Here is a 23,294-nt window from a genome sequence, read left to right on the forward strand (position 1 = left end):
ACAAGAAATTTTAGGGAACTTTTTTGTCCTAATACGGTTATAAAGTTCCCTAAATTTATCCTTGGTATAACACCCGGAATATAACCGTAAGAAAAAATTAGACCTCCATCACATAATGTGATAGAGGTCATAGTTTTGATTTTTAGTCCTGAAGAATAGAGTCAATTAGTTCGTTGTATTCTGATTCTGAGATTTTTTCGATTTCATCACTGTTAGGAAGACTACGGTAGAAATACTTTTCGTCATTTTCATCTGCATCACTACCGAATCTTAGTGTTTCAGTTAGAGTAGAACCTTCGTATCTGTACATGCTAAAATCATCATAGTCCTCCCAAGCGTGGGCTTGAACAATCCAGTATGCGTCTTTGTAATAGGCCAATATGCAGGTTGCGCCCGTACCCTGACCATCCTCGAAAAGAACAACCTTATTATCTCTAATATCATAGAAACTATAACCGTAAGGACCAGAGAGCATTAATTCCGCATCGCCATCATTATTAACATCTCTGTAGTCATAGAAGTGATAAGAATCCCATTCATCACCTTCAAGATCAAGATTAGAAGCATTTATAGGCACTTCTATACCTTCTTCGGAAATTGCTTCTGCATCTATTTTGCCGTCTAAGAATAGACCAAATAAATCTTCTTTAATTTCTTCGTCGTTTTGGGTTTCAAGAACGGTTTCACTGCTTTCGGAGGTTGCTATAGGAGTCGTATTTGATTCAGTCTCTTCAGTTTTCTTTTCCTTTAGAATATACAGGCCACAGCCAACTATCAATAAGAGCGCTATGATGATTAAACAGATTGAAAATCCTCTAGCTTTCCTTTTTCTTTTATTTTTTCTTGTTGTCATAAATTTTATTCTCCCAATTGCTTTTTTGATTTTACGAACAGAGTTTATTATACCATTGATATAATAAATCACAATGTAGTGCTTTGTTATTACGCTAGTGCTATTATATGGTATATTATTGAAGTAAATGAGAGAATGATAATGAAAAAGTGGAAGGGTAGTACATCAATTTTAATCATAGCATTTATTTTTTATCTAAATGCAGTTATATGGTTCTTTAATGGGAAAGAACTTCTAGTTTGGGTTTGGGTTATTGCCGCTACCTTGGAGTTGATTACAGGAATCTATTACAGACATAGAGAAAAGAAGCAACTTGAGGATGAGCAGAAGCAATAGGTCGTTGTTTCCACAAACACGAATTTTCAATTCCTCCATTAATAGCTTAGGTCTGTATTATTTAGAAAATCAAAACCACTGAACGTGATTCCATCCTCATCATAAGAAAGCTTTATAATCGCTTCACCATAATTAGTTCCTTGTACGTAATCCACGGAGACATCCATTACCAAATCGACTTCGTTTTGTCCGCCTAGATACATTCTTCGCTCATTCAATGTTTCAGGTACAACATTATCTGCTGCTAATATCTCGGCACAATTATCAGGTAAAGCATCTCCTGAATATTTAATTGTATTTTTCCCATTGCGTGAAACAAATACAATTGCATTATCTTCTTTATCATAGGTATATGATAAGTTCTCCCAAATGTACTTATCTATGTTCTCATCATAACAATCCAACTTTTGGTATTTCCATAAGTTTTCATCAGACAATTCGACTACATAGAGACTAGTATGATGAACATCTTCATTTGTGCAGACTGCAATTTCATCCTCGCCATCCCCATCTAAATCAGAAATTAAATAACTATATATTTCCAATCCAGGATCTGTCTCCCATCCTGTGTAAAAATATTTATCTTTATACACTAGCAGAACTGTTTTCTGCTCATTGTCCCCAACTCCATATATTTTTAAATCCTCAGATGGTTTAACCTCTAGTCTTACATAGTACTTTTCAAAATCCAATGCATTCTCTTCAGAATAATCATAGATTTTCTGAGGAAGTTTATTTATCTGAATATTATCTGCATCAAATTCTTCTTTTGAAAAAGACTCGTTACCACCTACTGTTGATTCCAGAACTATTGATGATGGTTCATCTGCTCCACCTATTATATTTGTACCTTCTTTGTTATTCGTACCACATCCAATGAACGATACAATAAAAAATAATGTCATTGCTGATACTATTACTCTTTTCATTCTAGCTGGTCTCCTATTGTAGCTAATCCATTCGACAAATATGAAGTTATAATACTGTTGTCGTCCTATCATTCCTTTTGAATATAGTTATGCGCTTCCCAAAAACAATCCAGTGCAGTAAGTATATCTTTTGATTTGTATCTTTTTGTTACTACTGTAAGCAATTCTTAAATCCTACTTCACTGACATTTTTCTTTTCTGAGAACAAAGAAATTGTCTTTCCCTGTTGAAAATCTTTAAACATAACCTGCTTTGTATAGTAGTTTTTAGCTATAAGCTCTGCTCTTTCCTCAGATTGACCATTATTACAATAAAACTCTTTAATCTCCGCAGGGGATGGTAACAAGTCCATCTTAACAATGTTTTTATTTTTGATATGGGAAAGCATTTTCTCTTCATTCTTATAGAATGAAGTAATCTCTCTTCCAAGCATTTCCACCCTAGTGAAAGGTCTTTTCATCAAGTCTGCATAAAACATACTATTACCTGAATCGAATATTGGGGCTGGTCCAATAAGCTTCATGGTATTGGTATCTCTTATAACTCCAAAATTCATCATATGCTCATCAGTGTTACTGAGAATGAAATCCATTGATGTCTGGAAATCCATGAACTCTTGAATCTGCCCTCTTTCTATCCCATTATCAATACAAATCTTTATGTAAGCTTCGTAATTCGATGTGTCGTTTTGAACCTTTGCAGATGAAAGAACTTCATATGCTGAAACCAGCTCAACATCCTTGGATGTAAATGCATCACAAACACTTATCCTACCACCATCTTCAGCCAACGAACATTCATACCTTACAAATGGTATGTCATTGTTTTGTCGTTGATATAAAGTGGTTGCTACAACTTCATTTACACTCTGCTGACCATTATACTTATAACTTTCCTTTACAAGTCTTGGAATAGATTCACTCAAATCCCAATACTTTTCCATCTGGCCACCAAGAGAAGCATTTGGATCATATGATGTGCTATTATGATACGGTATTTTACCCTCGTTATACTCTTTCAGATTAAAGAAATTGATATCCTCATACTTTAGATCCATATTTACAGGACAAATCCAATATGTATCAGTAACACTTAAAGCAAGATTCTTAGCCAGGTATTCCTCTGACGTAGTTACTTCAAGACTGTTGATCAAAGACTTTATAGTATCTCTGCTGGCAGGAATAGCCCTCATCATCCACCATTTTTTTATGTTCTCTACTGTGCTGTTTCCCAAATATGGTGATAAACCATTATTGTTATCCTGATAAGCTACAACACGTCCAGAGTCATCAATAACAATGGTGCCACATATATCGTTTTTATGTTTTAAATAATATGTTCCCATAATAGTTTCTCCGCTTGAGCCTGTTCATCATAGGCATCTATTATGACTTTTGTTAGTATCTCTTTTGTCTTATTGTAATCGCTATCAATAATTATGCGGTCTTCTTTGTAAATAGCCCTATACTGACCATCTTCCTTAACCAAAAGCTCTATTCCATCACTTGAACTCTTCCACTTAAAAGAATATCCCTTATATTTCCCTGCATAACCATCGAGAATACTAAAATCATTTAGCAATTCATCAATATTACATTCCAAATATATTGCTAACTTTAATACTGTTTCAGCTATTGCATTGTTTATGTTCGTTTTTCCATTACAAAGCTCATTTACAGTCGTGTATGGAATCCCTGTCTCTTTTGAAATTCTATATGCTGTTTTCCCGCTTGATTTTACAATCTCGATAAACTTATCATTCATAAAATCTACCTCTTTGGGTTTCTGATAAACATATTATAACGCTTATTCGTAATATATTCAAATACCACTATAACGGATAGACGTTATATTTTTATGGACAATAATACTAAAACTTAAAAAAATGTGGAAGCTAACTATCTCGTCAACTTCCACACTTCTTTTACTATAAATTATATTTCTTCCTCTGGCTTATCCTCGGAATTCTCATTAATACTATCATCGTTTTTTTCGCCAGATTCTTCCTCAGATTCTTCCTCCGACTCACTGTCTGACTCACCCTCAGATTCTTCCTCAGACTTCGCATCAGAATCATCTGAATCAGGAGTGCCTGGTTCATTTTCCTCAGAAGTATTTTCTTCTGATTCCTCAGGTATGTCTGCATCATAAATCTTTACTTCGAGTCGACCACCATCATAGCTATCATTACCATCAGGATCGATTGCAAACATTACTGCATCGCCCTTGTGAACAGTGTATATTTCCTTGAATGTAACTGTGCGGTCCTCGCCAAAGTTGCCCTGGATGTCTCCACCAATCCATTTCTTTTCTTCACCATTAATGAAGATTCTCATGCAAACACCATTTGCATTAGGATCTGCACTGTTTGCGAATTTAGTGTAGCTTCCATCCACAACAATTCTTCCATTTTTGGCAGCCATCCACATGTATGCTGCATTTCTGCCATTTCCTGGCTCTACAAAATCAGGCTTAAGCTCTGGCTTACCACCATTGTAGTAGCGATTATTTTCTTCATCGAATGGAAGTCTTTCAAAGTTCTTTCCATCCCAATCGCACATACCGTAGTACCAGCCGTTTTCTCCCTGAACACCGCTAAAATCATCTGCAAGAGTTGTCTTGTTTTCTCTAGCTTCCTCTTCTGGAACATCACTTGCATCATAAATGTTTACTGAAAGTCTACCAGCGTCCCAGGCGTTGTTATCCTTTGCATCAATTACAAAGGAAATCTTGTCTCCTCTTGAGACATTTACACCCTCAAGCATGAAGTTTACAGAGTTGTCATTGCCGTCGCCTCTGAGAGCTTCAACATCCTCTGTTACAACTACAGTATCGTTTACATAAACCAGTACCTTTACGCCGTCTGGCCAGCTTGGATTTCCATCATTCTGGCCGTACTTCACATAATTTCCGAGCACATCAATTTTGCCATCTGCATAGACAACCCACTGGTAAATAGCTGCTGCATCCTTTGCTGGATGTACATAATCCTTCTTCATTTCAAGACCTTCATTTTTTGAAGATAGGAATGCAGAGCAATCATCATTTGTCTTCATCAAACATCTGGCTGAATCAATGCTCTTTCCTTCAAGGAACCACCAGCCGTCCTGGCCCTGTGCAAGTGGAGTTGTAAGCGCACCAAGTGATGTGTTGTTTGAACGCTCCTCATCGCCAACTGACACTCTAAGCACATCAGAATCTGCTATGTCGATATCAAGACATCCGCCGTCCCATGCACTGTTTTTATTGCAGCCAATATCAAATGTAAGAATATCTCCAGCCTTAACAGCAAGCTTATTGAACTGAATATTTTTAACAGTTTTATTCTTTTCACCTCTTGGGCAGGTCACAACCTCTTTGAGAAGCTCGCTGTCATTTTTGTATACCGAAACAACAACACCATCTGGCCAATCCATGTTTGGATCTTCGTTACCAAATTTTGCATAGCTTCCGTTGATATCGATATTTCCATCAACAGCTACTACCCACTTGTACATTGCATGAGCGTTTAATCTAGGCTGTACATAATCTCTCTTTACTTCGAGCCATTTTGCCTTTCGCGAAACATAACCGCTTCCGTCATCTGTTTTCTTTGTAAGTATTTCTGCCTTTTTGATAGATGGACCTTCTAAGTAATACCAGCCATTGTTACCCTGCTCACCAAAATCAACCTTGAGGTTTGCATAGTTGCTGTCACTATTGTTCACCATTTTTGTGGTCTTGTAATCAGCATCCTCAACAACGAATGTGTAATTTCCACCATCGTAGGCTGTGTTTTCCTTACCATCCACCATAAGTGAAATGCAATCACCTGCCTTAACATAAACGCCATTGCAGTTTAATTCTTTCTTTACTTCCTTTGAAACCTCTGGAGCAAACTCTTCCTTTTTCAGAACCTGTCCATTCTTCATCAGGAAAACATTAACACCATCTGGCCAATCTGGATTTTTATCAAGATTCTTATGCTTGGTGTATGTGGTCATGATGTCCACACAGCCTTCTTCCTTGGCAACCCATTTTACAATTGCTGAACGCCCCTTGTTACCAGGCATGATATAATCACGCTTAATTTCTACGCCATCTTTTGTTGTATATTTTTCATTCTTCGCATAGGTTTCAAGATTAACAGCGTAGAGTGGGTCAAGATAATAGCCCGACTGATAGCACAATCCGTTTGCTCCCTGTGAGCCAAAATCTTCAACTGTTGAGCAGTTGTTGCTTCTGCTATCTGAATAAGAAACAACATCCTTTTCAGTCTTACCGGTAAGTGGTGTGATTCCCTTAATTGAAAATTCAAACTTACCAGCATCATAAGCATTGTTTTCCTTAGGATTTACAACCATTGTTATGAAATCATCTTTTGCAACATCAACCTCTGAAACATCGAGACGCTTTGTCACTTCGTTTATACGGTCTGGTGCAAATTCCTCTGAAACAAGAGGTGTATCATTATGGAAAATAGTTACCTTTGTTCCATCAGGCCAGCTAGGATTCTTATCCTCGTTCTTAAACTTTGTATAAGAAGCATCGATTTTAACCTTTCCTGTCTGAGCCACCTTCCACTTGATTACAGCAGAACGTCCCTTGCCTGTGTTTACAAAATCACGCTTTATTTCAAGATAGCTATCATCAAAATATCTGTCTTCATCCTTTTCGAAGTTTGTCATATTCAGGGTATCTGTTGGGTCGTCCTCATAACCCTCCTGGAAGAACCAACCATTGTTGCCCTGCTCACCAAAATCATACTTTATATCCGCAAAATTCTGTCTGGTTTCGGTCTCATCGATTTTTACATCCTTCTCGGTGGTAGCACCATTTCTATCTAAAATAGAAATATCAAAGGCGCCACCATCATAGGATGCGTTACCATCAGCTGACACCATAAAATATAACTTATCCGCAGTCGTTACATTTATGTCCTTATCACGGAACTTGATTTCATTGGTTCCCTTTGAAGGAGCAGCTACTTTCTTTGTATATAAATTCTCCCCATTCTTATAAACAGAGACGGTAACACCATCTGGATACTTAGGATTTCCATCGTTCTGCTCGAACTTTGAATATTTCATTCTAAGCTCGATATTTCCATCCACAGCTGGCTGCCAGCAAAGAATCGCATTATCATTTATAGATGGATGAATAAACCCCTCGCTCATTGTGAGATTTGGTGATGTGGCATTTAGGTATTCCTTGCCGTTAAATGTAGAAACAATGCTTGCATCTTTAACGCTCTTGCCGTGAAGATATGTCCATCCTCTGTGTCCCTCCGCGCCAAAATCTTCGAAGTTATTCGCATTGTTGTTTTTGCGCTCATGGTCCACTGTTGCCTGAAGTCCTTTATTGTCAACATCATTAATTGATACATAAAGCGAACCACCATCATAAGCATTATTAGCCTTGGCATCTACTACAAAATAAAGACTTTCTAGCTTTTTCACATCCAGCGCCTCAAGCTTTTGCTCAAGAACTTTTTCTGTTTCTGTACTGACATCCACATCATATCTTCCCAACATCTCGTCACCTTTATACGCATATACGGTAACGCCGTCAGGATATGATGGATTCTTATCGCCATTTACAGATTTTACATATGTAAGACTAACATTTACTTTTCCATCCTTTGCAGCACGCCACTCTAAAATAGGAGCAGCAGCTTCAGAAGTATGGATGAAATTATTTTTAACCTCAAGACCGCTTACACCGCGCTGTGAATATTTCTCTCCATCAAAATTTTCCAGGCGCTGTGAGCGACTAGGATTTTGCGCAGAACCATATCGATAAAACCAGCCATTCTTTCCCTGCTCGCCAAAATCGCTTACATTAAATGCGTTATTTGTACGATTTGGAACATCCACAAATTCTGGCTCCACATATCCTTCAACATCAAAAACCTCTGGCCATTTTGCAGATAAAAATGTAAGTCCTTTTTCCTCTAGCATTCCATCTTCGCTAAGATTCCCTGCCAAATGTATTCCCGCTGCTGCGCCGCCTCCCACAACAGCAACACCAGCCAAAGCTATAAGAGCCTTTTTTGTGATTAGCTTTTTAACCACATTATTAACCATTTCAATTCCCCCTTACTTATATACCTTCAAATCCTCCACAGAAACCTTTGATTTTACACTAAAGATGCCCCATTCCATTCCCTGTGAAAGATACATGCGCTCCGTAAATACGATATCGTTATTTACATACATTGAAACAACACCATCGGCGATAACCATTTTTACATCAAGCTCATCCATTTTTCCAAAATCATAATCAACATATGATTGTGGAACCTCGGCCATGATATTGTCTGTGTTGTAAAATTCGATACGCTTGTTTGCAGCATTGAAAACGATATTAAGCTTGCCTACATTTTCGCTATCTAAATTAAAGGCAAATCCAAACATTCCGTTTTCATCAAAGTTCTTAAATTTACCACTAACGATGTAGCTTCCAAGTAGCTTCTTGAAGCCTGCCACCTCGTATTCTTCTCCGGCAAAATTTAAAGTATTATCATCAGACTTTATTGACTCAGTCATCTTTTCAGGAGCTACTGCAAGACTATTTGTCATGCTGGCTTCCACTTCATTTACCATCACAGGGCTAAGGCTTCCGTCCTTTGCCTGGATTAATTCATGTGTAACCATGTTGCCGCCCCAGTCGTATTCAGCATCATCAGCATGTCCTACCTTTGTGCCGTTCCAACCTACTATAAAAAGTCTCTCTCCGTCTGTTTCCATTCTTCCAGCATAGAAACCATTTCCATCAAAGAAATCTCTTTGTGGCTTCTTAAAGCCAGCCTTTAAATCATCTGTAAATCTGTAGTGAACAATTCTGTTTGGCCACTGATCAGAGAATGAAAGATACCATTTATTCTTATACTTAAGAAGTGTTGGGCACTCCATATTTGAATCTGTATCCATATCGTTTTCAAAGAATACCCCGTCATCCTTCCAGGTCTTTAAATCCTTTGAAGTGTACTTTGCAATTACACCAGTATTGTTGCTTCTGGTAGTAACAAGCATCCAGTAACAATCCTCATTCTCCATATATAAAACGTATGGATCTCTGAAATCATTTTTTGCATAATTCTCGTTTGCGTAGAAAGTATCCTCTGGTACCTTCTCCCAATTTTCAAGGTCATCGCTAATGGCATGCATTACAGCTTCCTTTGGTTCATATGCATCATTGTGACCTGTATAGAAAGCGTGATACTTTCCGTTTTTATCTTTGATCACACTACCTGTACCAAGTGCAATATCCTGGTCCTTAATAGTCTCTCCGTAATTAATTACAACTCCCTTGTCATCATAATTAACAAAATCCTTTGTCTGCATCATTGCCCAAGGATGATATCCCTGCTTACCATTTCTTTGATCTGCCAGGTAAAAAATATTGTAGGTACCATCATCATAAAATGGCATTGTATCACCTACGAATCCCTCGACTGATGCAGGAAAAACTACATGGTTATCTATGCTCTCTCCCAAATACTGTTCCTCCGCTTCCTGTTTTGCTTCTGATGTCCCTGCAGAACAGCCAATACAGCTTAGGCTAAGGGTGCCAAGCAAAAGCATAACGATTATTCTCCTCATATACCCTCCTTTTGGTGCTACTGCACCTTCGAATGTTACATTTATACTATCATTATGGTGCATATGTATCAATTAGTTTGCGCAAATGTATCACATTTTTGTAGAAACCATTGATTTTTCAAGGTTTGATTTTGTATAAAATGCACACTAGTATTTTTCAGAATGGTGCATTTGACACATTTTTGATATTCCTGTACTATAAATGTAACTAAAAATACTTAGGAGAATATAATGAGTAACCGTGTTACCCTTCAGGAAATTGCAGATTCACTTGGACTATCAAGAAATACTGTTTCAAGAGCTTTAAATAACACAGGCAATGTATCTGCCAACACCAGAAATAAAATCTGCCAGGCCGCACTTGCTATGGGCTACAAGCAGTTTGTATCAGCCGATTCAATTGCACCACTTTCAGAATCGCCAAGCCTTACACCTGGTGCCAAATCTGAAATTGCTTTATTCACACAGGCATTTCCAGGTAATTCCCATTCTGGAACAAAAATGCTGGAAGCCTTTCATCACAAAATAGATTCACTTGGCTACAAGCTTTCCATCAATATAATTCGTGATTACGAAATAAATAACCTATGCTTTCCTGCAAACATCAATTTAGAAAACATTGCAGGCATCATCTGCATGGAATTATTTTCAACTGAATACAGTGAATTTCTGTGCAAACAGGATATCCCACTTCTTTTTGTGGATACACCTATCGCGCAAAAATGCAATATTAATGCTGATGTTTTGCTGATGGAAAATCTTTCAAGCGTATACCATATGCTTGATTCTATGATTGGAGCTGGAAATAAAAGGATTTCTTTTGTAGGAGACAGATATCATTGCCAATCCTTCTATGAAAGATGGCAGGCTTATGTTTCTGTACTTGCAGATAACCACCTTTCTGTTGATGCAAATAGCTGCATTCTAGCAGAGGATAGCTCTCCTTATTCAGATGCACAGTGGCTAAGCCAGCAGATTGCCGCGCTTCCTGCTATGCCTGATTTATTTTTCTGTGCCAACGACTTTTTGGCAATGTCCGTGCTGAAGGCCCTTAGATTATTGGGCAAGAAAATACCTGAAGAAGTTCGTATATGCGGATTCGACGATGCTCCAGAGTCAACCCTCACCGAGCCTAGCCTTACCACTGTAAAGATTCACAGCAGCTCCATGGGCTACACGGCTGCGGAATTACTACTTTCCCGCATCGCCAATCCTTATATACCTTTTAAAAAGACTTACATAGAAACTGATATTATATATCGTGCTTCGGCACCTGAGCTTAAATAGACTTTGCTATTTTCATTCCAGTAGGCGTAGCTGCAACACCTCCGTTTCCGGTCTCCCTAATATCAGGGCTCATGCTCTTACCAATGGAATTCATTGCATCGAATACCTCATCTGCAGGAATTCTGCTTTCGATTCCTGCCATGGTAAGCTCTGCTGATGTGACTGCATTCATGGCGCCACAAACATTTCTCTTAACACATGGAACCTCCACAAGTCCTGCAACAGGATCACAGGCCAATCCAAGAAGATTCTTAAGTGCTAATGCTGCTGCATTAGCGCTCTGCTTGCCATTACCACCCTTTAAATAAACAAGACCTGCTGCAGCCATTGATGAGGCCGAGCCAATCTCTGCCTGACAACCGCCTTCTGCTCCTGCAAGAGATGCTCGCTTTGCAATAACAGCTCCTACCCCTGCTGCCACAAAAAGGGCCTCAGTCATTTTGTCGTCAGATAATCCCAGCTTTTCCTGAGTTGCAATAAACACTGCAGGAACTACTCCGCAGGAGCCTGCTGTAGGAGCTGCAACAATTCGCTTCATGCAGGCATTGCCCTCTGCTACTCTAAGAGCTAGCTCCATGACACGTCCTGTAAACTCTCCAACAAGAGGCTGTCCCTCATCCAAATATTTTCTCAGCTGGCCAGCTTCGCCGCCAACCAAGCCGCTATTACTTCGTATATGCGAATCATAATTCAAAGCAGATTCCTTCATTGCCATGTACATTTTCTTCATGGTTGCGAAAGACTCTTCCTCAGATACTGCACGTTCTCTGCAATCATCCGCCTGAACTATCTTCCAAAAAGGAGTGCCAGACTCCTGCTCTTTTTTATAAATCTCTTCTATAGAATCAAACATAAACTACCTCTATCTTGGTGAATAATATGACACCTTCATAATGCCTTCCTGCTTCTCTAATTCCTGTCTTGTCTCAACTGGAACCTCATCATCACATTCGATAACCATAACTGCCTCACCACCACGATTTTTTCTATGAAGCTGCATGGTGGCAATATTGATTCCCTGCTTTCCAAGAAGGCTTGTAACCTCAGTAATATATCCTGGCTGGTCAACATTATGAACGATAAGAGTAGGGCTTTCACCAGAAAAGCTTACGTCCACTCCATCGAGCTGACATACCTCTATTCTTCCACCGCCAAGGGATGCTGCAACAACAGTAACTACTACTCCGCTAACGCCATGCATAACAACCTTCGCAGAATTAGGATGTACATCACCTAAATCAATGGTATTAATGGCAAACTCTAAGCCCTGCTCTTTAGCAATTGTAAAGCTCTCTGGAATTCTGATGTCATCTACATCAAGTCCCAAAAGACCTGCCACTAGCGCCTTGTCTGTGCCGTGACCCTTTCCTGTTTTTGCGAAGGAGCCATGCAAATATATATCTGCTTTTTTGATTTCCTCACCCATAAGCTTGTGGCACACATTTCCAATCTTGGCTGCGCCAGCAGTGTGTGAGCTGGATGGTCCTACCATAACTGGACCAATAATATCAAATAAATTCATCTAACTCTCCTAAATGAGATAGCCGTTTTTGCACATAAATAAAACGACTTCTTAATATATTTATTTATGATTAGAATTTTACTCAATCACATAACCTATATCAAGAAGCCGTTAATTATTTATATTGCTATTTTATTGCTCGCCAAGCTTACCGTGCTTTTCATAATTTGTAATGCGTGCTGCTTTATTTGCATCATCTACAAAAACTACCTTAGGCTTGTGGCCTTTGGCTTCTTCTGCAGGAATGCTGCAATAGCACATGATGATTACATGGTCGTTTACTGATACGCAACGAGCCGCTGCACCATTAAGGCAAATCACACCGCTTCCGCGCTCACCTGCGATTGTGTAAGTCTCAAAACGATTTCCGTTTTCTACATCAACAATCTGCACCATCTCATATTCAAGGATACCTGCTGCATCAAGCAAATCCTCGTCAATAGTAATACTTCCCACATAATCAAGCTCAGCCTGTGTTACTGTTGCTCTGTGTATTTTGCCTTTAAGCATTGTCAAATTCATAATCTTAATACCTTTCTTACTTTACAGCTTCTTCAACAATGAAGTTATCAATCAAACGTACCTTGTCTCCAAAATAAACAGCCACTGCTGTAAGGATAGGACCATCAATCTTATCCACCTTTTGAAGCTCGTTCCAGTCTACGATTTCCACATAATCAACTCTGGCAAGTGGCTCTGATTCGATAATATCTGTAACGGCCTTCTTTACTACGTTTGCATCCTTCTCACCTGAGCGAACCATCTCTTCACCTACTGTAAGAGCCTTGTGAAGAACAAGTGCCTTCTCTCTTTCTTCCTCAGAAAGATATGTATTACGTGAGCTCTTTGCAAGACCGCTTTCCTCACGGATGATAGGACAACCTACGATTTCGATGTTGAAGTTAAGATCACGAACCATACGCTTTACGATTGCAAGCTGCTGCGCATCCTTCTGACCAAAGTATGCCTTATCAGCCTCTGTAATATTGAAAAGCTTGCTGACAACAGTGCATACTCCGTTAAAGTGGATAGGACGGCTCTTTCCGCAGAGCTCTGTTGATAATGTATCCACACCAACATAAGAATGGAATCCCTCAAGATACATCTCAGATGGTTCTGGATGGAAAATCAAATCAGTACCAAGACCTTCGCATAATTCACAATCAGCGTCGAAATCCCTAGGATATGTAGCTAAATCTTCCTTTGGTCCAAACTGTATCGGATTTACGAAATCAGAAACTATTACCTTATCACACTCCTCACGTGCGCGTTTAATCAGGCTTGCATGGCCCTCATGTAAATACCCCATTGTTGGAACAAGACCAATTGTTAAGCCCTGCTTCTTCCACTCTCTAACATTATCCTTAACTTCCTTAATTGTTGCTGCCTTAATCATAATTATGCCTTTACCCTTTCATCCTCAAGTGTTACTGTAAATTCCTTTGTGGCTGCAGCCTTGCGAACCTCTTCCATAACCTCTGAATCAATCTTGAAATTGTGCTCAGTTGATGGGAACGCCTTAGACTTAACCTCTGAATCATACTCCTTGAAAGCACGCTTCATTTCCTCACCGATATTAGCAAAATGCTTTACAAACTTTGGCTTAAATCCTGAGAACATTCCAAGCATGTCCTGATATACAAGAACCTGACCATCACAGCCATTTCCTGCACCAATACCGATTGTAGGAATTGTAAGCTCCTGAGAAATAAGTGTTGCAAGCTCCTCTGGAACGCACTCAAGAGTAACCATGAATGCACCAGCCTCCTCTACTGCCTTTGCATCCTTAAGAATCTGGATTGCACGCTCTACATTCTTTCCCTGTACCTTGAAGCCACCAAAGGCATTAATTGACTGTGGAGTAAGACCGATATGAGCAACTACTGGAATATCCGCATTTACGATAGCACGAATCTGCTCACAAACTGAGGCACCACCCTCAAGCTTTACAGCCTGTGCATGACCTTCCTTGATGAGGCGTCCTGCGTTCTTTACTGCATCGTATACTGATGTCTGATAAGACATGAATGGCATATCTGCCACAAGAAATGTATCCTTAAGACCTCTTGAAACCGAAGCACAGTGATGAATAATATCATCAACTGTAACTGGAAGAGTGTCACTATATCCCATCATTGTCATTCCAAGGGAATCGCCGATAAGAATGGCATTAATACCTGATTCCTCCATAAGACATGCTGTTGAGTAATCATAGCAGGTAAGCATGCTTATTTTTTCTCCGTCTTTCTTCATCTGCTGAAGAGTTGTTACTGTGTTTTTCATTATTCTCCTAATCCTCCTGGGTTGTTAATAGAAGCTCCAAATCACTATAATCACTTTCGGGATGCTTATGCTTTGCCACCTCTAGGGTCTTAAGTGACAGGGTTTTATACACCTGCCTATCTATTCCCTCAAAGGTATCAAGATGCTTTTCCACTGTCCTCATATCATTTCGCTCTATAGGACCGGTTAATGCATCCTTGGTTCCCACCTTTAGGACCTTGTTTACGTTACCTGTCAAAAGTGGCGCTATAGCATCACTTAATAGTTCTTCTGAAAATCCGCATATACGAAGTTCATCTTCTGCAGCCTGAATCAGTGCAACAACAAGATTTGAGCACATAACAGCTGCACCATGGTAACGTGTTTTCACATCTGCATTTATAACTGAATATTTAAGACCACTTTTCTCTAATAGGGCCTTAATATCAGCGATGTGGGCTGCATCTCCTTCAATTGTAAATAATGCTTTTGGAAGCTCCTGGTATGATCTGTATCTATCTGATACAGCCAGTAATGGATGGACCGAGAAACCGTATGCGCCAGTCTCTTCAATATCCTTAAAGATGTTCGAAGATAAAGAACCGCTGCAATGACATATCATTTTTCCAGCGATAGACATGTGTTTTATGCTATCCCAAACTGTAGAAATAGAATCGTCTGGAACAGTGATAAACACCGTATCACATTCTTCAATTAATGTCTCTAAATTCTGAAAATGTTTTGATTTGGTAAAATCCGCTGCACTTTCCGCGGATGAAGACGTGCGGCTGTAATAGCCTGCAAGATTGTGCTGTGTTGTTTCAAAAAGCATGCCAAGAGAACAGCCTACTTTTCCAGCACCTACAAATCCAACCTTCATGGGCAACACCTCCTTATTTATCCGGGGGTGATACAGTCTCGTTCAAAATGATACGAGCATGCCATCGGGCGCACCTTTTTAAAATTTAGAAGCTAAAAGGTATAGTTTCTTTCGAATACCATCCGAAGGACACTTTATCATTTATGTTACGCCATGTAAAGAAACATTTTATATTTTTTGTTCAAAAAAGAGGCTCAAGCCTTTAAACTTGAGCCTCTTTGATAACAATTTTACTGAACCTCAACGCTAATGCTGCTTCCAACATTGCCTGAGCCGTTAAATCCAAATTCTACGCTTCCGCCATTTGGAATAGATGAGTTCCAATCTACTGGTGTAAGTACATAAGAATCGCCTGATTCCTTTACATTTACGTTCCAGCTAGAATCCATCTTTACTTCGCTCTTCTTAATCTTAAGTGTCCAACCATTTACAGTTTTACCTGTATTGTTAGATACCTTAATGTTTGCGGTGTATCCGCTTCCCCAGCTGTTAACAGTAGCCTTAGCTGTAAGACCACTTTCTGTAGATGGCTGTGGAGCTGGTGTAGGTGTTGTAGTTGGCTGTGCTGTAGGAGCTGGAGTTGGTGTAGGTGTTGGCTGAGCCTGTGAACCACCATTTACCTTCTCAAACTGCCACTGCTGATTTGGATTTCCATAATATGTCCACTGACATACGTTTGTGCCATCAGCTGTCTTGTGCTCGTAAACATCTACATACTTTGTACCAGCTGATGTCTTTGTAGCGATTGTGTATACACCACTCTTGTTTGTATTCTTTACTACAAACTGCTGTGGGTCATGTGCATACGCATTGTAAATCTGAAGATTTGCGCCATCCTCATCCTTACCATTTGCAACATCAAGCATGAAATCGCCAAGACCTGACTTAAGTGAAATGTAACCATTTCCTAAGTTCTGAACATACCACTTCTGTCCATCAACACCTGTACCCTTAGCGATGCATACGTTTGTAGCAGCCTTAGCTGAGTTTCCCTCAACTGTAAGGTACTTCTGTGAAAGTGTATTCTTGAGATAGTACCAACCATCTGCAATGTTTGCTGTAGTATTTGCATCTACATTCTGTGATGGTGTTGGTGTAGGTGTTGGTGTAGGCTGAGCTTCGCTTCCGCCATTATCTGTGTTTGCCTTCCATCTATCAAATGCAAATGAGCCACGAAATACAAGAACAATATCCTTTGCTCCGTTTACATTTCTTACGTTAGCTGTGAAATCCTTGAAGGAACCACTTGTATTTGAAACATTAATTGTTCCAAGTAATGTACCAGACTGTGAGCCCTCTCTTACCTCGATGCTTCCATTTCCGCCACTCTGAACAGTAGCTGTGATAGACTTAACACCCTTAGAGAACTGTACACCCTTAACCTTTGTGAAATCACCATTGTTAATATCTGTTACCCATGCAGAACCATCGCCATTACCGCGAACCTTGATTCCAGCCTGTGTAAACATTGTCTCAGCCTGTACCCACTCGTATGGGTTTACTGAAGGATTCATAGGAACACCAGACATTGTCTGCTTGATTGTCTGGATTCTTCCACCAGAAACGTTAACTCTGTCAATCTGAGTTGTTCTGTAACCAAGATTGCTCATTACGGCATTCTGTACTGTCATTGTATGATAAGCAATGTAGTAATTTCCCTTAAACTCAAAAATCTGATGGTGGTTGTTACCAGCCGAACCATTGAAGAATGAGCCTGGGTTTGCCATAATTTCACCCTGATATGTGAAAGGTCCCATAGGGTTACGGCTTGTCATAACCTGAATTGTTGCATTTCTAAATCCGTTTCTGCAGTTCCAGTTTGAGCAATATGAGTAGTAGTATGTGTTGCCAATTTTGTTAATTCCTGAATCCTCGAAAAGATAAGGAGCATCAATCATAGCAGCAGTACCTACTGTACTAATCATATCGTTTCCAAGCTTGATAACTCTTGCTGTCTTTGGATTTGCATCCTGTCCTCTTGGAACACCACCACCAAAGTATAGGTAGCCTGTTCCATCACTGTCTACTAAAACGGCTGGATCAAAAAGCCATTCTACATTACAGTTTGGAGTTGCTTTTGTAATGAAAGCATGTCCAAGTGGATCACGCCATGGACCTGTTGGGCTGTCTGCTGTAAGAACGCCAATAGAGCTTGCATTGTTTGCAAAATAAAGGAAAAACTTATCTCTTCCATTAATTCTCTTGCAGCAAATTGTAGGAGCCCAAGAATTGCTAGCCCATCTGGCAGCACCATTGCTACCACCTACATTAATCTGACCGTGATCAGTCCAGTTAACCATATCTGATGAAGAATAGCAGTTTAACTGATTAATTTTTCCATATGAATTTTGTGCATGAGTAGCCTCATATTCCTGGCTATCATTTGTTGTATATACATACACTCTGTTGTTGTAAACAAGAACTGCTGGATCTGCTCCATAGTTCTGAGTTACAAGAGGATTATTCTCATTATCTCCTTTAACGTAGCTGCCGTTGATTACAGTAGCTGCTTCAGCACTAACCGCTGTACTGAAAAGCATTGTTCCAGTAATCGCAAGGCAAAAGAACTTCTTAATAAATTTATTCATACAATATCCCTCACGATATCACAATTATTTAATAGTTAGTACAAGCAGGGAAGATACTAATTATCTAGTTACTATTATTTATTACTGAACATCAACGCTAACGTTGTTTGAAACACTACCTGTTCCGTTAAAGCCGAACTCTGCGCTCTGTCCATTTGCAAGTGTCTTGTTCCAATCCATTGGAGTGATTACATAGTAATCGCCAGACTCTTTAACATTTGCACTCCAGCTTGAGTCCATCTTAACCTCGCTCTTCTTGAGCTTTACTGTCCAGCCATTTACAGTCTTTCCTGTATTGTTTGAAACCTTTACTGAAGCTGTGTAACCACTTCCCCAGCTGTTGATTGTTACAGTAGCCTTAAGGCCTGACTCTGCTGGTGCCTGTGTTGGAGCTGGTGTAGGAGTTGGTGTTGGCTGTGGCTGTGGAGTTGGTGTTGGCTGAGCCTGTGATCCACCATTTACCTTCTCAAACTGCCACTGCTGATTTGGATTTCCGTAATATGTCCACTGGCATACGTTTGTGCCATCAGCTGTCTTGTGCTCGTAAACATCAACATACTTAGAACCATTAGATGTCTTTGTAGCGATTGTGTATACGCCGCTCTTGTTTGTATTCTTTACGATAAACTGCTGTGGATCATGAGCGTAAGCATTGTAAATCTGAAGGTTTGCACCATCCTCATCCTTGCCATTAGCTACATCAAGCATGAAATCGCCAAGACCAGACTTAAGTGAGATGTATCCATTTCCAAGATTCTGAACATACCACTTCTGGCCATCAACACCTGTACCCTTGCTGATGCATACATTTGTAGCAGCCTTAGCTGAGTTGCCTTCAACTGTAAGGTACTTCTGTGAAAGTGTGTTCTTAAGATAATACCAACCATCAGCAATGTTTGCTGTAGAGTTCTTATCTACATTCTGTGATGGAGTTGGTGTTGGCTGTGGATTTGGAGTTGGTGTTGGTGTTGGTCTAGTACCTGGGTTTGAACCTGGCTGACCAATTACATCTGTGTAAGCCTTGATTACGCTGTTGTAAGACTGCTTAGCCTGGCCTGGTCTAGAGAACAATAATGGAGCAGAATTGCTAATCCATGTTGTCTGATCAGAAAGTCCCCACCAAGTAATACTTGTAATCTTGCCACCGTTCTTCTTAGCTGTATTGATATTTTTGAAGAGCTGATAAGCATAATTTGCCATATCATTATCGCCCTTGTTAGTAATATCCATCTCAGTAATCTGAACTTCAAAACCTGCTCTTAAGAATGAGTTAAGTGCTGTTGTATAGTAATCAACTGAAGGGAAGCCTGTTCCAAGGTGAGACTGCATACCTACACCTGCACAAACCTTTCTGCCCTGGTTGATATAGTTCACAAGTGTGATTACATCATTAACTTCCATATATGTGTTGTAATCGTTGTAGAAAAGCTTTACAGAATCTGTAAGCTTGAAATACTCAAGTGTGTCGTAAGCATAGTTGAAAGCCTTCTTTACATAAGAAGCATTCTTTCTGTTATTTCCATAAACTGCTTCCCAACCTGAGTTATTTGCATGTAAAATCTCATTTGCTACGTCCCATGCATAAACAACACTACCATACTGGTTTGTGTATACATGGTTCATAACTGTCTTTACATACATTTCAAGACGTGCATCCATAACAGATGAATTAACAAAACCTGCTCCACCGCTATAGTTGCTACGGAAGAACCAAGAAGGTGTCTGTGAATGCCATACTAATGTATGAGCTCTCATCTTCAGACCATTCTGGTAACAGATTTTCATAACCTCATCAACTGTGCTGAAGTTAATCTGTGGTACGTACTGCTCTCTGTAATTATCTGGGATATAGTAGCCCTGATTCTTAGCCTGTGAAACTGAGATAAGTCTTGCAGAACCGCCAAGTAATGCATCTGGCTTCATCTCGTTTTCAAGAGTAATACTGTTGTAATGCTGCTTTAAGAAATTAAGCTGACCTGCATCTCTAAGCTGATACAGGTTAATACATGTTCCTGAATAACCATATGTGCTTCCATAGGTATTAAGGAGTGTTGCCTGTGCTGCATTTGCAGTAAGGCTTGGTGCTGTGGCAAGCATTGTAAAAGCGCATGCGACAGCAAGGAGTTTCGATGCGAAACTCTTTAACAATTTTTTCTTCATTTCATTATCCCCCATGAAATATTATTTATAACTCTCTCCCCTGCTTGTAATAATATCGTAACATATTTAATAATTCCACACATTATCAATTCTTGCGGTCTATTTATCAATTATTGCCTTATCTACATAAAAATAGACTCTGTGGTAAAATATCCACAGAGTCCATTGATTATATTTGTCAAATTGTCACTATTTCGCTGTTAGCTGAGTTCCATCGCTATCAATTGTAATGGTACTACCCTCATGAATATCTCCACCAAGGATGATTTTTGCAGCCATAGTTTCCACATTTTTTTGAATAAATCTACGAAGTGGACGGGCACCATATACTGGATCATAGCCCTGATCTATTACAAATTGTTTAGCTGCTGAGGTAAGCTCAATTTTAAGCTGTCTATCTTCAAGTCTCTTATTAAGTTCTTCAAGAATAAGATCTACAATACCGCCAATGTTATCCTTTGTAAGAGGCTTGAACATAATGATTTCATCAAGTCTATTAAGAAACTCTGGTCGGAATGAATTTCTAAGCTCATTCATTACCAGCTCATTTGTCGCGTCGGTGATCTCGCCAGTTGCTTCATCAATACCATCAAGTAGATACTGTGAACCAAGATTTGAGGTCATGATAATGATTGTGTTTTTGAAATCCACTGTACGTCCCTGGGAATCAGTGATTCGACCATCATCAAGCACCTGTAAAAGCACGTTGAACACATCTGGATGTGCCTTTTCAACCTCATCAAAAAGTACTACCGAATATGGTTTACGACGAACTGCCTCTGTCAGCTGACCACCCTCGTCATATCCTACATATCCTGGAGGCGCTCCTATAAGACGGCTCACGCTAAACTTTTCCATATATTCAGACATATCAAGTCTGACCATAGCATTTTCATCATCGAAAAGTGCCTGTGCAAGTGTCTTTGCAAGCTCTGTCTTACCTACACCAGTAGGTCCTAAGAATAGGAATGAACCGATAGGCTTGCTTGGGTCCTTGATACCAGCCTTTGAACGAATGATGGCTTCTGATACAAGCTTTACAGCATCGTCCTGTCCCATGACTCTCTTGTGCAATTCCTCATCAAGATGAAGTGTCTTGCTTCGCTCACTCTCGTTAAGCTTTGCCACAGGAATGCCTGTCCATCTGGAAATGATTCTTGCTATCTCATCCTCAGAAACATTCTCATGAACAAGATTTGCATCACGACTCTTAAGTCTTTCTTCTGCGTCGGCAAGCTGTGCTTCAAGTTCTGGAAGTCTGCCATACTGTAGCTTTGCCGCCTCTTCAAGGTCATATTTTTGCTGAGCAATCTTAATCTGGCCCTGGACGTCATCTAATTCCTCGCGGATTTTTGTAACATCCTCCACTAGCTTTTTCTCGTTATCCCATGCAGCCTTCTTTGTATTGTACTCGTCTCGAAGTTCTGACAGTTCCTTCTGAAGGTCAGCTAGTCTATCCTGAGAAAGCTTATCTGTCTCCTTCTTAAGAGCTGCCTCTTCAATTTCCAGCTGCATTACTCGTCGGTTCATTTCATCAAGCTCTGCCGGCATTGAATCAAGTTCTGTCTTAATAAGGGCACAAGCCTCATCCACAAGATCGATTGCTTTATCTGGTAAAAATCTGTCTGAAATATATCTGTTTGAAAGTGTAGCTGCACTTACTAATGCACCATCTGTAATCTTTACTCCGTGGAATACCTCGTAACGTTCTTTAAGTCCACGAAGGATTGAGATAGTATCCTCGACTGTAGGCTCATCAACCATAACTGGCTGAAAACGACGCTCTAATGCAGCATCCTTTTCAATGTATTCTCTGTATTCATCAAGTGTAGTAGCACCGATACAGTGAAGCTCGCCACGGGCAAGCATAGGCTTTAGCATGTTGCCTGCATCAAGTCCACCGCTGCCATTCTTTCCTGCTCCGATGATTGTGTGTAATTCATCAATAAACAGGATGATTTCGCCATCTGAATTTTTAATCTCATCAAGGACAGCCTTTAATCTCTCCTCAAACTCGCCCTGGTATTTTGCACCTGCAATCATTGAACCAATCTCAAGTGAGAATACCTTTTTATTCTTAAGTGCATCTGGCACATCACCACGGACAATACGCTGTGCCAAACCCTCTACAACTGCTGTTTTACCAACACCAGGCTCACCGATAAGAACTGGATTGTTCTTTGTCTTTCGGCTAAGGATTCGGATAACATTTCGTATTTCCTCATCACGACCAATTACTGGATCAAGCTTGTTATCTCTTGCTCTTTCTACCAGGTCGTAGCCATACTTCTCAAGTGTGTCGTAGGTAGCCTCTGGATTATCCGTATTTACGGTTTGATTTCCTCTTACTGTGGCTAGTACTGCAAGGAAGCTGTCTCTTGTAATGCCAAACTGCTTGAAAATGTTCTTTATTGGAGTGCTTGGCTTTTTAATCATGGCAAGCATAAGGTGCTCTACCGAAACATAGCTATCTCGCATAGCCTTTGCTTCATCCTCTGCATAGGTAAGCACATAATTAAGCTGCTGACCAACTCTTAGCTGTCCTCCTTGCACCTTCACTCTGGCACTAAGAGCTGCGTCTATCGCATTTACGAATTGAGTAGTGTCGATATTCATCTTGCTAATCAATGAAGGAATCAGACCATTCTCCTGACGCATCAGCGCCATTAAAAGATGCTCCTGCTCCAGCTCCTGATTGCCATACTCCATTGCTATCTTTTCACAGCCATTTATGGCTTCTATAGATTTCTGTGTAAATTTCTGGATATTCATAAATCTTCTCCTTTCTCCCTAGCCTTCCCTTCGCCAGGGTGGCAGATGATGTACCTTCTCTTTTCTTAATTATGTTCTAACACAAAAATTAGCACTCTACAAGAGAGAGTGCTAATAATTAA

At 39.8% G+C, this 23,294-nt stretch carries 17 protein-coding genes; 2 read left to right on the top strand and 15 right to left on the bottom strand.

All coding sequences use genetic code 11. The features are described 5' to 3' along the window. Positions 1–142: 142 nt before the first annotated feature. Positions 143–853 (bottom strand): hypothetical protein, encoded by a 711-nt coding sequence (locus tag BMZ41_RS10565; protein WP_090529480.1) that lies wholly within the window; start codon positions 851–853, stop codon positions 143–145. 141 nt (positions 854–994) lie between these two features. On the opposite strand from BMZ41_RS10565, the gene BMZ41_RS10570 reads away from it, so the two are divergent. After that, positions 995–1,189 carry a hypothetical protein gene (locus tag BMZ41_RS10570; protein WP_090529484.1) on the top strand — a complete coding sequence of 65 codons (195 nt, stop codon included), beginning with the start codon at positions 995–997 and terminating at the stop codon, positions 1,187–1,189. A 38-nt stretch (positions 1,190–1,227) separates the two neighbouring features. On the opposite strand, the gene BMZ41_RS10575 is transcribed toward BMZ41_RS10570, so the two are convergent. The 5 genes from BMZ41_RS10575 to BMZ41_RS10595 form a co-directional block, all read right to left on the bottom strand. Beyond that, entirely contained in the window at positions 1,228–2,118 is an 891-nt protein-coding gene (locus BMZ41_RS10575; protein WP_090529487.1) for a hypothetical protein, read from the bottom strand. A gap of 151 nt (positions 2,119–2,269) precedes the next feature. Beyond that, entirely contained in the window at positions 2,270–3,463 is a 1,194-nt protein-coding gene (locus BMZ41_RS10580) for a HipA domain-containing protein (RefSeq protein ID WP_090529490.1), read from the bottom strand. Continuing rightward, positions 3,445–3,882, bottom strand: a complete 438-nt coding sequence (locus BMZ41_RS10585; RefSeq protein WP_090169928.1) for a helix-turn-helix transcriptional regulator — start codon at positions 3,880–3,882, stop codon at positions 3,445–3,447. Before BMZ41_RS10585 ends, BMZ41_RS10580 begins: the two co-directional genes overlap by 19 nt. A 170-nt stretch (positions 3,883–4,052) precedes the next feature. Beyond that, positions 4,053–8,183: a hypothetical protein gene (locus BMZ41_RS10590; protein ID WP_090529493.1), complete on the bottom strand. Its 4,131-nt coding sequence runs from the start codon at positions 8,181–8,183 to the stop codon at positions 4,053–4,055. A 12-nt stretch (positions 8,184–8,195) separates the two neighbouring features. After that, positions 8,196–9,701 (bottom strand): glycoside hydrolase family protein, encoded by a 1,506-nt coding sequence (locus BMZ41_RS10595; RefSeq protein ID WP_242942054.1) that lies wholly within the window; start codon positions 9,699–9,701, stop codon positions 8,196–8,198. Between the two features lie 231 nt (positions 9,702–9,932). On the opposite strand from BMZ41_RS10595, the gene BMZ41_RS10600 reads away from it, so the two are divergent. Continuing rightward, a complete protein-coding gene (locus BMZ41_RS10600; RefSeq protein WP_090529499.1) occupies positions 9,933–10,988 on the top strand; it encodes a LacI family DNA-binding transcriptional regulator in 1,056 nt (351 codons plus the stop codon). Here BMZ41_RS10600 and sdaAA read toward each other — a convergent pair. The 9 genes from sdaAA to clpB form a co-directional block, all read right to left on the bottom strand. Beyond that, positions 10,981–11,841, bottom strand: a complete 861-nt coding sequence (gene sdaAA / locus BMZ41_RS10605) for an L-serine ammonia-lyase, iron-sulfur-dependent, subunit alpha (RefSeq protein WP_090529502.1) — start codon at positions 11,839–11,841, stop codon at positions 10,981–10,983. The two genes, BMZ41_RS10600 and sdaAA, sit on opposite strands and share 8 nt — an antisense overlap. A 9-nt stretch (positions 11,842–11,850) precedes the next feature. After that, positions 11,851–12,510, bottom strand: a complete 660-nt coding sequence (sdaAB, locus tag BMZ41_RS10610) for an L-serine ammonia-lyase, iron-sulfur-dependent subunit beta (RefSeq protein ID WP_090529505.1) — start codon at positions 12,508–12,510, stop codon at positions 11,851–11,853. Positions 12,511–12,642: 132 nt separating this feature from the next. Then, positions 12,643–13,032 (bottom strand): aspartate 1-decarboxylase, encoded by a 390-nt coding sequence (gene panD, locus BMZ41_RS10615; protein WP_090529507.1) that lies wholly within the window; start codon positions 13,030–13,032, stop codon positions 12,643–12,645. A 16-nt stretch (positions 13,033–13,048) separates the two neighbouring features. Further along, positions 13,049–13,906 (bottom strand): pantoate--beta-alanine ligase, encoded by an 858-nt coding sequence (gene panC, locus BMZ41_RS10620; protein WP_090529510.1) that lies wholly within the window; start codon positions 13,904–13,906, stop codon positions 13,049–13,051. A gap of 2 nt (positions 13,907–13,908) precedes the next feature. Continuing rightward, complete coding sequence (panB, locus tag BMZ41_RS10625) at positions 13,909–14,793, bottom strand: 3-methyl-2-oxobutanoate hydroxymethyltransferase (protein WP_090529513.1); 885 nt, start codon at positions 14,791–14,793, stop codon at positions 13,909–13,911. 7 nt (positions 14,794–14,800) lie between these two features. Beyond that, the gene (locus BMZ41_RS10630; protein ID WP_090169941.1) at positions 14,801–15,652 is read right to left on the bottom strand and encodes a Rossmann-like and DUF2520 domain-containing protein; all 852 of its coding nucleotides are present in this window, start codon (positions 15,650–15,652) and stop codon (positions 14,801–14,803) included. Positions 15,653–15,882: 230 nt separating this feature from the next. Then, positions 15,883–18,240 carry a family 43 glycosylhydrolase gene (locus tag BMZ41_RS10635; protein ID WP_090529516.1) on the bottom strand — a complete coding sequence of 786 codons (2,358 nt, stop codon included), beginning with the start codon at positions 18,238–18,240 and terminating at the stop codon, positions 15,883–15,885. An 81-nt stretch (positions 18,241–18,321) separates the two neighbouring features. Beyond that, positions 18,322–20,400, bottom strand: a complete 2,079-nt coding sequence (locus tag BMZ41_RS10640) for an endo-1,4-beta-xylanase (protein WP_090529518.1) — start codon at positions 20,398–20,400, stop codon at positions 18,322–18,324. Between the two features lie 189 nt (positions 20,401–20,589). Continuing rightward, positions 20,590–23,172, bottom strand: coding sequence for an ATP-dependent chaperone ClpB (clpB, locus tag BMZ41_RS10645; protein WP_090529521.1), 2,583 nt, complete (start codon positions 23,170–23,172; stop codon positions 20,590–20,592). Between the last annotated feature and the right edge of the window lie 122 nt (positions 23,173–23,294).

Origin of the sequence: Pseudobutyrivibrio sp. UC1225, assembly GCF_900115215.1 — a bacterium.
Taxonomy (GTDB): Bacteria; Bacillota; Clostridia; order Lachnospirales; family Lachnospiraceae; genus Pseudobutyrivibrio.